The sequence below is a fragment of the Trinickia acidisoli genome, from assembly GCF_017315725.1.
GTDB classification, from domain to species: domain Bacteria; phylum Pseudomonadota; class Gammaproteobacteria; order Burkholderiales; family Burkholderiaceae; genus Trinickia; species Trinickia acidisoli.
In genome coordinates this window covers 3,265,351-3,277,537 of the sequence record NZ_JAFLRG010000001.1, presented here as the reverse complement: position 1 = coordinate 3,277,537, position 12,187 = coordinate 3,265,351, and the positions used below count along the sequence as shown (strand labels likewise).

Below are 12,187 nucleotides of genomic sequence, written 5' to 3'. Positions count from 1 at the left end.
TTACTTCGGCTGCATCCGAATCGCGCCGTCGAGGCGAATCACTTCGCCGTTGAGCATCGGGTTGTCAAAGATTTGCTTGACGAGCATCGCATACTCGCCCGGTTTGCCGAGCCGCGAGGGGAACGGCACCATCGCGCCGAGCGAATCCTGCACTTCCTTGGGCATGCCGAGCAGCATGGGCGTTTCGAAGATGCCGGGGGCGATCGTCATCACGCGGATCGCACTGCGGGACAGATCACGTGCGACGGGCAGCGTCATGCCCGCGACACCGCTCTTGGAAGCCGCATAAGCGGCTTGTCCGATTTGTCCGTCGAAAGCCGCGACCGAGGCCGTGTTGACGATCACGCCGCGTTCGCCGTTTGCATTGGGCGCGTTCTTTGCCATCTCGGCGGCCGCGAGCCGGAGCATGTTGAACGTGCCGATCAGATTGATTTCGATCGTGCGCTGGAATTTGTCGAGCGGATGGGGGCCGTCTTTGCCCACGGTCTTGATGGCGGGGGCGACGCCCGCGCAGTTCACGAGCCCGACGAGCGGGCCGAGCCGCGTCGCGGCCTCGACTGCCTGCTTGGCATCGGCTTCGCGGCTCACGTCGCATTTGACGAAGACACCGCCGAGTTCGCTCGCGAGCTGATTGCCTGCATCTTCGTTCAAATCGGCGATCGCGACCTTGCCGCCGTGTTCGGCAAAAAGGCGTGCCGTTGCCGCGCCGAGACCGGACGCGCCGCCGGTGACCAAAAATGCGTTGCCGCGAATCTCCATGCTCAAGCTCCTTTCGTTTTCAAGAGGGGGGGCATTCCCGTGGCCATGACGGCTCGTGACCGGTTGGCGTACGGGAGCCGACGATTGTAATCGTTCGGGGGGATAAAAAACTGCCCCTGAGGGAAGGCCGTATGGCTAAGGATCTTCACCCGGATGTAGCTGCGGCGCGGAAAACCGCGACACTTGCGCCGCGGCAACCCTCTCGGCCGATTTGAAGCCCCAAAAGAAAATCCCCCACATGAGTTGCCGGTTTGCGCCGGGCCCCGAGGTGAGGGACGTATTGTGGTCGGCGATATCGGCGATATCGGCGATGTCGGCCGATTGCAAGCCAAATTTGTACAACGACAAGCATCCGCCCGAGGGGACGGGCGACGGGCACTTGGCGGCCTACCGCGCGTTATTCGCGTTATCTCAGCGCGTCGAACACGCGCTGACGAATTTCGTCGACGCTGCCCAGGCCCAAGATGCGCCGGTATTGCGGCGCGCTCAGACCGTTTTCGACACCGCGTTGCGCCCATTGCTGGTAGTAGTCGATGAGCGGCTTCGTTTGCGAGACATAGACGTCGAGACGTTTCTTCACCGTCTCTTCCTTGTCGTCGTCGCGTTGGATCAGCGGCTCGCCCGTGACGTCATCCCTGCCTTCGACTTTCGGCGGATTGAATTTGACGTGATAGGTGCGGCCCGATTGGGGGTGCGTCCGGCGGCCGCTCATGCGAACGATGATCTCGTCGAACGGCACGTCGATTTCGAGCACGTAATCGATCGCGACACCCGCTTCCTTCATCGCTTCCGCCTGCGGCAGCGTGCGCGGGAAACCGTCGAACAGATACCCGTTCTTGCAATCGGCCTCGCGTAGCCGCTCCTTGACGAGGTTGATGATGAGCGCATCGGGCACGAGCTCGCCTGCATCCATGAACCGCTTGGCCTCGACACCGAGCGGCGAGCCGGCCTTGACTGCCGCGCGCAGCATGTCACCGGTCGAGATCTGCGGAATCCCGAATTTTTCTTTGATGTAGTTAGCCTGGGTGCCCTTGCCGGCGCCCGGCGCGCCCAACAGGATCAAACGCATGCTGTTCTCCGAATCGTATGTGAATGCTGCGGCGCGAAAAGCAAACGCAATATGCCAATGGCAACATGCTTCCAATCGTCGCGTCGGAGGCGGCGCAGAGGCGCATCGGCCTACCCTCGGGGGCTTGCCGCGTCATTGAGGACGACGCGCGGGCCGCCGGGGGCGACAAAGCAGACGAACGGGAACCTGAAGCGAATAGTGCGAATGCTCGCGCAATCGGCCCTGATTATGCCATGCGGCGTTAGGTCTTCGACAGGAAAAGCTGCCGCACGCGCTCGAGATCGGCCGGCGTGTCGACGCCCGGTGCGGGCGCCTCGTGGGTGACGCGCACCGCGATGCGCTCGCCGTGCCACATGGCGCGCAGTTGCTCGAGCATCTCGGCTTGTTCGATCGGCGCCTGGGCAAGCGTCGGATACGTGCGTAGAAAACGTGCGCGATAGGCATAGAGGCCGATATGCCGCAGGACCGCATCGGCAGGCGGCACCGGCATCGCGGCGACGTCGATCGCCCGCGTGCCGCATTGCGGCCCGTACGCGTCGCGCAGCCAGGGAATCGGCGCACGCGAAAAATAGAGCGCAACGCCGCGGGCATCGAGCACGACCTTCACGACGTTCGGATTGAAGACGTCGGCGGCATCGGCGATCGGGTGCGCGGCCGTGGCGATCGCGCAGTCGGGATGACGCGCGAGGTGCGACGCTACGTCGCGCACGAGTGCCGGGTCGATCAGCGGCTCGTCGCCCTGCACGTTGACGACGATCGTGTCGTCGGCCAGGCCGAGCCGCGTCGCGACTTCGGCGAGCCGGTCGGTGCCCGACGGGTGATCGGCACGCGTGAGCAACGCCTCGAATCCATGCGTTTGCGCGGCTTGCAGCACACGCGGATCGTCGGTGGCGATCAGCACGCGCTGCGCACCCGCTTCGCGAGCGCGTTGCGCCACGCGCACGACCATCGGCTTGCCGGCAATGTCGGCAAGCGGTTTTTCAGGCAAGCGGGTCGAGGCAAGGCGGGCGGGGACGACTGCGACGAAAGGCGGCGCGTCGTGACGGGCGGTGGCGGTCATCTCGGTGCGAAAACGGAGCGGTGCAAACGGGGGCGATGCGCGTCGTGTCTTACGCGACGCCTGTCGGATCGAGCGGCTCGACCGGCGTGCCTTCAACGGTCTGACGCGCTTCGTCGACGAGCATGACGGGGATGCCGTCGCGAATCGGATAGGCCAGCTTGTCGGCGTGGCAGATGAGCTCTTGCTGGGCGCGGTCGTAGGTGAGCGGCCCCTTGCAAATCGGGCAAACGAGGATTTCAAGCAGGCGAGCGTCCACGGAGTTTCTCCACAACCAGAGCAATGAGGCGAGCGGGAAGCGTGGCTTCGACCGGGACGACCCAGATGCGAGCGTCACGCCAAGCGCTCAATTTTACTGCATCCTTCTCGGTCACCAGGATCGCGTCCACCGGTTCGTCGATAAACGGGTTGTCGCGAAACGCGTAGTGATCGGGTAACGGGCGCGTGATCGGCGCGAGGCCGGCGGCGCGCAGCGTCGCAAAGAAACGCTCGGGCGCACCGATGCCGGCGGCGGCCAGCACGCGGGTGCCGGCAAACTGCGCGAGCGGGCGCCGCAGGCTCGGTTCGCCCAGATGCCATGCCTCGCCGGGCATAAGCGTGAGCGCGAACGTGTCGGGCCACGCCGGCAGCGCGCGCTCGAACGGGTTGTTGACGAGCGTGGCGTCGCGGCGCCGCGAAAGCGGTTCGCGCAGCGGCCCGGCAGGCAGCAGGAAGCCGTTTCCGGCCAAGCGCTGATCGAACACCACGAGTTCGACGTTGCGCGCGAGCCGGTAATGCTGCAAGCCGTCGTCGCTGACGATCACGTCGACGTCGACGTGCGCTTCCCGCAGCGCATTCGCGCAAGCGACGCGATCGCGCGCGACCCAAACGGGCGCACTCGTGCGGCGCGCGATCAGCACCGGCTCGTCGCCGGCTTGCGCGGCCGACGAGGCCGACGTGACGGGACGCGGCTCGCCGTCCTTGGACCCATATCCGCGCGAAACCACACCCGGCGTGAAGCCCGCCGCGCGCAGCGCCTCGACGAGCGCAATGACGGTGGGCGTTTTGCCGGTGCCGCCGACCGTTACGTTGCCGACCACGATGACAGGTACGCCCACCGCCACTTGCTTGCGCCAGCCGAGCGCGAACGTGGCGCGCCGGATTGCGGCGATTGCGCCGAACAGGCCGGCGAGCGGCGTCAAGGCCCATGCGAATGCGCCGCGGCGCTGCCATTCGCGCGTGACGTAGGCTTCGGCGTGTGCTTTGAGGCGGTCGGCCAAGCGATTCATAGTGCGAGGTCGTCGGGTTATCGAAAGATCGGAGGATGAGCCCGACACTGTAGCGTGCCCTGCAACAGAGCGGCAAGCGGCCGGCGGCTCGGACGCCCATGCTGACGGATGCCGCACCCTCGTGACGCGCCTGTGGATAACTCTGTGAAGAACTTCCGTCAACGCGAGCCGGAAGGCCGATAAATCAAGCGTCCCATCGGTCGCGTCCAATGTTATGTTGAGAAATATTGATTGAAAATCAGCTACTTAGGATGCTTCTTCGCGCTTTCCAGCGGTTCTCCCCAGTATCTAACGCCATCGGGCATGACGCCTCGCTATGTGGGAAACCTTGCACGAAATGGTGCGCGCACTGGACGTGGGCCGCGCGGCGGTCTATCGTCTGAGCGGCCAAAAATAAGGTTCCGCATGCCATCTCGCTCTCCCTTTCCCCCCGGCGGCTCGAACTCGCCGCTGCCCGCCAGCTCGTTCGAGACCGACGTGGCCGTGCCCGTCTCGGTACTCAATCGTGCGATCGGCACGATGCTCGAGCGCTCGTTTCCGCTCGTTTGGGTGGCGGGCGAGGTATCGAACTTCACGCGGGCGGCGAGCGGCCACTGGTACTTTTCGATCAAGGATGCGCAAGCGCAGATGCGTTGCGTGATGTTTCGCGGCCGCGCCCAGTACGCAGAGTTCTTGCCGCGCGAAGGCGACAAGATCGAAGTGCGCGCGCTCGTCACGATGTACGAGCCGCGCGGCGAGTTGCAATTGAATGTCGAGGCCGTGCGGCGGACCGGGACGGGCCGGCTCTACGAGGCATTCTTGAGGCTCAAGGCGCAGCTCGAGGCGCAGGGGCTGTTCGAGCCGGAGCGCAAGCGGCCGCTGCCGGCGCATCCGCGAGCGATCGGCATCGTGACGTCACTGCAGGCCGCGGCACTGCGTGACGTACTGACGACGCTCGCACGCCGTGCGCCGCATATTCCCGTCATCGTCTATCCGGCGCCCGTGCAAGGCGCGGGTGCGAGCGAGAAGCTCGCCGCGATGGTCGAGACGGCGAACGCGCGCCGCGAGGTCGACGTGCTGATCGTTTGTCGTGGCGGCGGTTCGATCGAAGATCTTTGGTCGTTCAACGAAGAAGGGCTCGCGCGTGCGATTGCCGCGAGTGCGCTGCCGATCGTGAGCGGGGTCGGGCATGAGACCGACGTCACGATCGCCGATTTCGCGGCCGACGTGCGCGCGCCGACCCCCACCGGCGCCGCCGAGATCGTGAGTCCGCAACGCACGATGCTGTTGCGCGAGCTCGATCACCGCACCGCCGCACTCGCGCGCGGCTTCGGGCGGCTCATGGAGCGGCGTGCGCAGCAACTCGATTGGCTCGCGCGTCGACTCGTGAGCCCGGCTGAGCGCTTGCGCCGGCAACGCGCGCATCTGCAACAACTACAGGCGCGCCTTGCTTCCGCGGGTGGGCGGCCCGTGCGCGACGCGCAGGCGCGCTTTGCGATCGTGCGGCTTTCATGGCGGCGCTGGCGCCCCGATCTCGCTGCGCCGCGCGCGGCGGTGGCCACGCTCGCGCAACGGCTCGATGCCGGCTTCGACCGCCAGCGCGAGCGTCGCGCGTCGCGTGTGGCGGCACTCGCGGCCCGGCTCGAGGTGCTGAGCCCGCGGCGCACGCTCGAGCGCGGCTACGCTGCGCTTATCGACGCGCAGACAGGGCGCGCCGTGCGCTCTCCCACCGCGCTCAAACGCGATCGGCTGCTCACCGTGCACGTCGCCGAAGGCTCCGTCGACGTCACGCTCAAAGACGTACAACCGAGGCTCGCCGACGGCTTCTGACCGACATCGACCGATGCGATGCCGGGCATCGTCGCCGGGCCCGTGCAATGCTGGGCGTCGATAGCCCGTCATCGGTCGATAACCCGCGATCGGTGCGACGAAATGCGCGTTGCGAGAGCATTTTTTACGCCGATTGCGGCGCGTGGCGTCAATGCTGCGCATAAAGGCCATCGGTTTGCGGGGTTATTCCAAGTCGCCTACAATCCATTGCTCTACCGCGTTAGCCGCCTACTTCCCCATAACACAGAAGGATCAGCACCATGGAACATACGCTCCCGCCGCTGCCGTACGCGAAGAACGCGCTCGCCCCGCATATGTCGGAGGAAACGCTTGAATTTCACTATGGCAAGCACCATCAAGCCTACGTCACGAACTTGAACAACCTGATCAAGGGTACCGAGTTCGAGAACCTGCAACTCGAAGAGATCGTCAAGAAATCGTCGGGCGGCGTCTTCAACAACTCGGCGCAAATCTGGAATCACACGTTCTTCTGGAACAGCCTGAAGCCGCAAGGCGGCGGCGCGCCGAGCGGTGCGCTGGGCGACGCGATCAGCGCCAAGTGGGGCTCGTTCGACGCGTTCAAGGAAGCGTTCTCGAAAGCAGCCGTGGGCAACTTCGGTTCGGGCTGGACATGGCTCGTGAAGAAGGCCGACGGCTCGCTCGACATCGTTTCGACGAGCAATGCCGCCACGCCGCTGACGACGGATGCCAAGGCGCTGTTGACGATCGACGTGTGGGAACACGCTTACTACATCGACTACCGTAATGCGCGTCCGAAGTTCGTCGAAGCGTATTGGAGCCTCGTCAACTGGGACTTTGCTGCGAAGAACTTCGCATAAGGTCCTGTTGCATGAATAAGGGCCCTCGAACGGAGGGCTCGGGTCGTAGACGAACCCTCGCCACGTGCGAGGGTTTGTTTTTTTGGGGCTGAGTGACGAGTGAATGCTCCCGGACGGGCGCGCAGCTTATCGTGCACGGCTAGTCCGCGCTAGCTTTCATATTTTTGACGCTTCAATGACGGAGCTGACGAGTTGCAACGGCTTATCGTCGAGCGCTTGACAGGATTTTTCGGGTGCGTATATTGAGCCGCCAATCGGATTGCGAAGAATTGCGGATTCGGTTGATTGAAATTTGACTGGCAGTCAAATTTCTTATTGGAAATCAACCTGGTCAGGGCAATTCCGGTCGCTCCATTCGCTAACATTTCAGTCGACGGAGGCTTTCCATATGCAAAAGCGTGTCGTTCTCGCGCTCGTAAGCGGGTTGTTCATGACAGCCATGCAGCCGAGTTTTGCCGCCGGTGCGGGCCACCCGTTCGACGGCAATTGGGTACATCAATATTCGTGCAACGACTACCATATGACCCCCGACGACGTGAAGCTTTGCAAGAAGGATGGTACGGCTGACTCGTTCGAACTCGACAACCTGACGCAGGAAGGGGATCGTATCTGCGGCTCGCACGTGGCCACGGGAAACTTGACGAAGCGCATCGATGAATGGGACGCTGGGGCATCGATTAACGGCATCGTCAAGGGTGGTGTGGCGAAGGTCCGTTTCAAGAGCTCGCTATCCGATGACGAAAATGACTTTGGCGAGGCGACGCTCAAACGCGTTGGCGATACGCTCGTGTGGACGAAGACCAAAGGATTGAAAGGCGAGGACTGGTTTCCCGACAAGGCGGTACTGTCGCGTGCCGGAGGTAAGCCGCGGTATGAGCCGATGCATTGCAGCGAGCAACCGGGAGCGCAATGACGATTGCCGGCCTCGCCTCGGGGTGACAGGGCGATAAAGATCTAGACGAGCCTATTGACGAAGGGAACATCCATAGGCGCGCTTATCGCATTTTTGAAGCAAAAAACAACATGCCGTCCAATTTCGGTTCAAAATATGAAGCGGTTCTCGTCTCGGGCATCCGTACGATGTTCTTTTATACGGAAATCGCAGCGAATGTCGAAAAGACGACAAGCTTTTCAGATGCGACCTTAGACAAGAGCACGTATTCGTTCGGCGTCCTGCAGTTTGACGTCGGGAATAATTCTGCAGCTCGTACGTTTCTGGCGAGCATTGGATTCAAGGATGACGAGATCAAATTGCTGTCGAAGCAAGGGAGCATTCCTGCGTCGGTGCTCCAAGGTTACAACGACAAGTTGAAGAGCCACGAGAGCGCATTGCAGGACTTTACGGACGCTCAAATTCGCGGCTACGTTCAGAAGCTCGATTCACTGATCGACTACGTAAAGGCCAGGAATCCCGTCGCCGCGGACGCCGTCCTAAACGATCCGAATCTTCAGCTTTCGCTGGTGGACTACATGAATCAACTCCGCCTCTCGGGCATGAACGACAAGAATCCACCGGCCAATTCGATGCTTGCCTATTTGTGCGGCGAGCAAGTGAGCTTAGCTGGCGGCAAGCTTCAGATCAAAACAGCGCCAACCGTCGACGACATCCAGGCGTTCATCGACGACTCGACATTTGGACGGCGTCACGCGAAAGCCGACGACACGCGCATGAAAGCCTACAACCTGGCGATCTATCAAATCGCGACGTCTCCCACATCGGTTTTCAACACCGCGAATACGGCCGCGACTCCGGCGGTGGTTCTCGCCCAGGCTCAGCAGCAAAGCGCAAATGCGGCGCCAGCGCTGGCGCCAGCCTCGCCGTCGCGCCCGAGAATGTAGCCGTCCTATCGGGCTAGCATCCGGCGCGACGCGTCGGTGCGGCCAGACCGATCAAAGCGTCGTGCGCCGTGCAACATCGGCCAGCGCAACACGATCGGTCAACACGTCGTCGATGAGCCCGTATTCTTTCGCCGCCGCCGCCGACATGAAATTGTCGCGATCGGTATCTTTGGCGATTTGCTCGACCGGTTGGCCCGTCCGCTCGGCGAACACTTGATTGAGCCGTTCGCGCAGGAACAGCACTTCTTTGGCTTGAATTTCGATGTCGGCTGCCGTACCTTGATTGCCACCCGACGGCTGGTGGATCATGATGCGCGCGTTCGGCAGCGCAAAGCGTTTTCCTTTTGCGCCGGCAGCGAGCAAGAACGCCCCCATGCTTGCCGCGAATCCGGTGCAGAGGGTCGAGACTTGCGGTTTGACGAACTGCATCGTGTCGTAGATCGCGAGGCCGTCATACACTGAGCCGCCCGGCGAGTTGATGTAAAAGAAAATATCCTTGTCGGGGTTCTCGGATTCGAGAAACAGCATTTGCGCGACGATGAGGCTCGCCGTTTCGTCGGTGACGGGGCCTACGAGAAATACGATTCGTTCGCGCAGCAAGCGGGAATAAATATCGTAGGCGCGCTCGCCCCGGCCCGATTGTTCGATGACGGTCGGTACGAGCTGGCTGTAAGGGTAAGAAGGCATGACGCTCCTCGCATGGAGATCGACGATGACCGCCGATCGAGCATACTCCTCGCAAGCGGTCCCTGCTTTCATGACGCGCGGGTTGGTGAAGATGTGACGTCGCGACGGCGATATAACCGTGCCCCCATGTGCAGACGAAAACTTTCGGGGTGCGCGTCACATCGGTCAGTGCTCGAACGTCAATATGATGGAGGCGCGAGGCGCGCCGCAAGCTCGACTTTGGGAGCCAATTCAATGACGCAAGAAGAAAAAGACAAAACATCGGGTTTCGAGGCCGCTCGCGCGCGGCTCACGTCGATCGCCTATCGCATGCTCGGCAGCCGGGCCGAAGCCGAGGACGTCGTCCAAGACGCGTGGCTGAAGTGGCATGCCGCGGCCGAAAGTGAATTCAATACGCCGCTCGCATGGCTGACGACGGTCACGACGCGGCTCGCAATCGATCGGATTCGGCGCCTGCAATCCGAACAGGCGGCGCGGGCTAGCGAATGCTTGATTCAGCCGTGGCTCGACGAATTCGCCCCGTCGGCGGAGGACGAGGTGCTGCGTGCATCGTCGGTGTCGGAGGCCGTGGAGATGCTGTTCGATCGCCTGTCGCCCGACGAGCGCGCGGCATTCGTATTGCACGAGGCGTTCGATTTCGACTATGCGCAGATTGCCGAAGTCGTGGGCAAGACGCCGGCGCATTGCCGGCAACTCGCGCATCGCGCGCGGCAGCGTTTGGTCAGCGGGCAAGAAAGCGGGGCAAATGCAAAGCGCCGCGACGTCGCCGCGGCCGAAGCGTCTCGCGCGGGCAGCGTCGAGCACTTGCGCAAAACGCTTCACGGCGCGGATGCCGCGGGCGCGATGCAGTTGTTTGCCGATGGGGAGATGGCCGTTGCCGCCGCGGTGAGTGTCGTCGGCGGGCCTCTGCGTGTTGCTGCGCCGCTCGTTGATGATGCTTCGGCGTTCGCCGAGGGCGCCGCGCTCGATGCTTACGCGCTGCCGCCCGATTGGGGGGCAGCGCTTGCGCTCGCACGTGACTGTGAAATCGTGGGGATCCTACGCTTCGTCCCGACGCGGACATGCGCGGGCGGCCGTATCGGCCACATCGAATTCGCGACGGGCGGCGCCGAGGTGGACGAGCTCAACTGCCGCTTTGGATCGCGTGCGATTGCGCGATTGCTGGCACGGATCGCCAAGCCCCAGTCGACGGCAAGCGCCTGCACAGCCTGAGCGCCGACGTCTTCCCCTCGGATTCTTATCTTCCTTCGTCTCGTCGACGAACGTCTGCCGCCTGACGATCTGATTCGGCCGTTCCTTTTTGTCGAATTCTTCCTGGCGCGAACCGCGACACCGCGCGATGCAGTTTTTCTTCAAGCCTTCGACGCATTGCGCCTGCGCATCACCGCTTCCCGCCAATCCCCTCATCGTCGATGCGACGCAGCTTCCCAATCGATATCGACGCAAAGCACCTGCAGCCCATGCACCGTTTGCGCGGCAATCGATGCCGTCACGCACAAGTGCGCTTCGTTGAGCGAGAGATACGGCGCGGTGACGTGCACGGGCCCCGGAGCGCGAACAGCCTCGATGAAGTAAGGACGATGGGCCCAGTTCGCGCCTTCCGAATGCAGCAGCGGCCGAAAGCGTTTCGCGCGCCGCGAGACGCGCCCGCTCGGCACGACGTTGTCGCCGATCTGCCGTCCCTGCGCGTCGAGCACGAAGCAGCGCGCCGTATCGGGCAGCGCGAGCAACGCGTCGCATGCCGTCTCGACCGGCGTGCCCGCGACGAAACGCGAGCACGCCTCATCGAGCGACTTCACGTACGGCGCGAGGCGTTGAGCCTGAACGCGCTCGCGCGCTGCGATGCGCTTGCGCAAGGCCGCCGACAAAGCATCGATGAGTCCCGCCGCCGCCTGCGGCTCCGCCGGCTCGGCGCTCGGCCCGGCGAAATAGCTGCCTTGCACGAAGTCGACGTTGCACTCGAGCGCGATCAAAGCGTCGCGCTCGGTCGCGAGTCCACCCATCAGCACGAGCTGCCCCGATTCGTGCAGCAGCGAGACGAGCCCCGGTAGGACGCGTTCGAAGTGCGAGTGCTCACTCGCTTGCGCGAGGATGCCGCGATCGAGCGAGACGATGTCCGGATGCAAGTGCCAGACGCGATCGATGTTCGAATGCTTCGCACCGAAGCCGCCGAGCGCGATCAGAAACCCCGATTTGCGCAGGCCGTCGACGATTTCGGCGAAGCGGCCCGTCTCGCCGCCGGCTTGCTCGGGCACTTCGAGCACGACGCGCTGCGGCGACAGGCCCAGCGTCTTGAGGTTCGCGAGCAAGGCGTCGCCGTAGCTCGTGTCCATCAGCGCAGCCGGATGCAAGCTCAGAAAGAGCCATTCGTCGTGACCGTCGATCGCGCTGAAGTTGCCGAGATGGAGCGATTCGGCAAGCCGCCCGAGCTCGAGCAGATCGCCGCGCCGCGCGGCTTGCGCAAAAACATCGCGCGAAGGCACCTGACGCCCTTGCTCTTCATGCGCGCGCAACGAGGCGTGGTAACCGATCGCGCGGCGATGCGAGACCGAGAACACCGGCTGAAACACACTGAACACGGTGTAGCCGCCATAGGCGACGGTGCGGCGGCTGCCCGCATCGTCCGCGACGGAACGAGGCGGTTGAAAGCCGGGAGGATCGAGTTCGATCATGCTCATTGGAATCGGACGGAGATGAAAACAGGCGTCGCGATGCGACAGCACTTACTGTACAGCCGCTAACTGTACAGCATATGACAGCAAGATCCATGCGCAATGCCGAAGCGCTGTGCACCGGCCCGCAGCGCACCTGTAGCCGACTTTGCGAGACACAGGCGCACAGCGTTGGTGCCGCCGCGGCC

General features: G+C 63.2%; 12 protein-coding genes. 5 read left to right on the top strand and 7 right to left on the bottom strand.

Annotated elements, in window-relative coordinates; genetic code table 11:
- From J3485_RS14960 to lpxK, 5 genes are all read right to left on the bottom strand, one after another.
- Positions 1-759 (bottom strand): 3-hydroxyacyl-CoA dehydrogenase, encoded by a 759-nt coding sequence (locus J3485_RS14960; protein ID WP_206953790.1) that lies wholly within the window; start codon positions 757-759, stop codon positions 1-3.
- A 406-nt stretch (positions 760-1,165) separates the two neighbouring features.
- A complete protein-coding gene (adk, locus tag J3485_RS14955; RefSeq protein ID WP_206953788.1) occupies positions 1,166-1,828 on the bottom strand; it encodes an adenylate kinase in 663 nt (220 codons plus the stop codon).
- A gap of 241 nt (positions 1,829-2,069) precedes the next feature.
- On the bottom strand, positions 2,070-2,888 hold the full coding sequence (gene kdsB, locus J3485_RS14950) for a 3-deoxy-manno-octulosonate cytidylyltransferase (RefSeq protein ID WP_206953786.1): 819 nt from the start codon (positions 2,886-2,888) through the stop codon (positions 2,070-2,072).
- Positions 2,889-2,937: 49 nt separating this feature from the next.
- Positions 2,938-3,144 carry a Trm112 family protein gene (locus tag J3485_RS14945; protein ID WP_206953784.1) on the bottom strand — a complete coding sequence of 69 codons (207 nt, stop codon included), beginning with the start codon at positions 3,142-3,144 and terminating at the stop codon, positions 2,938-2,940.
- Complete coding sequence (gene lpxK / locus J3485_RS14940; RefSeq protein ID WP_206953783.1) at positions 3,125-4,153, bottom strand: tetraacyldisaccharide 4'-kinase; 1,029 nt, start codon at positions 4,151-4,153, stop codon at positions 3,125-3,127. Before lpxK ends, J3485_RS14945 begins: the two co-directional genes overlap by 20 nt.
- A 405-nt stretch (positions 4,154-4,558) precedes the next feature.
- Between lpxK and xseA the strand changes: the two genes are divergently transcribed.
- The 4 genes from xseA to J3485_RS14920 all read left to right on the top strand — a co-directional run bounded on the left by xseA (position 4,559) and on the right by J3485_RS14920 (position 8,640).
- Positions 4,559-5,962, top strand: coding sequence for an exodeoxyribonuclease VII large subunit (xseA, locus tag J3485_RS14935; RefSeq protein ID WP_206953780.1), 1,404 nt, complete (start codon positions 4,559-4,561; stop codon positions 5,960-5,962).
- Between the two features lie 260 nt (positions 5,963-6,222).
- The gene (gene sodB / locus J3485_RS14930) at positions 6,223-6,801 is read left to right on the top strand and encodes a superoxide dismutase (protein ID WP_206953778.1); all 579 of its coding nucleotides are present in this window, start codon (positions 6,223-6,225) and stop codon (positions 6,799-6,801) included.
- 388 nt (positions 6,802-7,189) lie between these two features.
- Positions 7,190-7,714 (top strand): hypothetical protein, encoded by a 525-nt coding sequence (locus J3485_RS14925; RefSeq protein ID WP_206953769.1) that lies wholly within the window; start codon positions 7,190-7,192, stop codon positions 7,712-7,714.
- Positions 7,715-7,824: 110 nt separating this feature from the next.
- Positions 7,825-8,640: a hypothetical protein gene (locus J3485_RS14920; protein ID WP_206953767.1), complete on the top strand. Its 816-nt coding sequence runs from the start codon at positions 7,825-7,827 to the stop codon at positions 8,638-8,640.
- A gap of 51 nt (positions 8,641-8,691) precedes the next feature.
- On the opposite strand, the gene clpP is transcribed toward J3485_RS14920, so the two are convergent.
- Positions 8,692-9,327, bottom strand: coding sequence for an ATP-dependent Clp endopeptidase proteolytic subunit ClpP (clpP, locus tag J3485_RS14915; RefSeq protein WP_206953765.1), 636 nt, complete (start codon positions 9,325-9,327; stop codon positions 8,692-8,694).
- Positions 9,328-9,561: 234 nt separating this feature from the next.
- Between clpP and J3485_RS14910 the strand changes: the two genes are divergently transcribed.
- Positions 9,562-10,539, top strand: a complete 978-nt coding sequence (locus tag J3485_RS14910) for a sigma-70 family RNA polymerase sigma factor (protein ID WP_206953763.1) — start codon at positions 9,562-9,564, stop codon at positions 10,537-10,539.
- 191 nt (positions 10,540-10,730) lie between these two features.
- Here the strand turns inward: J3485_RS14910 and J3485_RS14905 are convergent, their stop codons facing one another.
- The gene (locus J3485_RS14905; RefSeq protein ID WP_206953760.1) at positions 10,731-12,005 is read right to left on the bottom strand and encodes a sensor domain-containing phosphodiesterase; all 1,275 of its coding nucleotides are present in this window, start codon (positions 12,003-12,005) and stop codon (positions 10,731-10,733) included.
- Between the last annotated feature and the right edge of the window lie 182 nt (positions 12,006-12,187).

Bases quoted from the DNA above. Each gene is read 5' to 3' on its own strand.
- J3485_RS14960 (WP_206953790.1), bottom strand. From the start codon at position 759: ATGGAGATTCGCGGCAACGCATTTTTGGTCACCGGCGGCGCGTCCGGT.
- adk (WP_206953788.1), bottom strand. From the start codon at position 1,828: ATGCGTTTGATCCTGTTGGGCGCGCCGGGCGCCGGCAAGGGCACCCAG.
- kdsB (WP_206953786.1), bottom strand. From the start codon at position 2,888: ATGACCGCCACCGCCCGTCACGACGCGCCGCCTTTCGTCGCAGTCGTC.
- lpxK (WP_206953783.1), bottom strand. From the start codon at position 4,153: ATGAATCGCTTGGCCGACCGCCTCAAAGCACACGCCGAAGCCTACGTC.
- xseA (WP_206953780.1), top strand. From the start codon at position 4,559: ATGCCATCTCGCTCTCCCTTTCCCCCCGGCGGCTCGAACTCGCCGCTG.
- sodB (WP_206953778.1), top strand. From the start codon at position 6,223: ATGGAACATACGCTCCCGCCGCTGCCGTACGCGAAGAACGCGCTCGCC.
- J3485_RS14925 (WP_206953769.1), top strand. From the start codon at position 7,190: ATGCAAAAGCGTGTCGTTCTCGCGCTCGTAAGCGGGTTGTTCATGACA.
- J3485_RS14920 (WP_206953767.1), top strand. From the start codon at position 7,825: ATGCCGTCCAATTTCGGTTCAAAATATGAAGCGGTTCTCGTCTCGGGC.
- clpP (WP_206953765.1), bottom strand. From the start codon at position 9,327: ATGCCTTCTTACCCTTACAGCCAGCTCGTACCGACCGTCATCGAACAA.
- J3485_RS14910 (WP_206953763.1), top strand. From the start codon at position 9,562: ATGACGCAAGAAGAAAAAGACAAAACATCGGGTTTCGAGGCCGCTCGC.
- J3485_RS14905 (WP_206953760.1), bottom strand. From the start codon at position 12,005: ATGAGCATGATCGAACTCGATCCTCCCGGCTTTCAACCGCCTCGTTCC.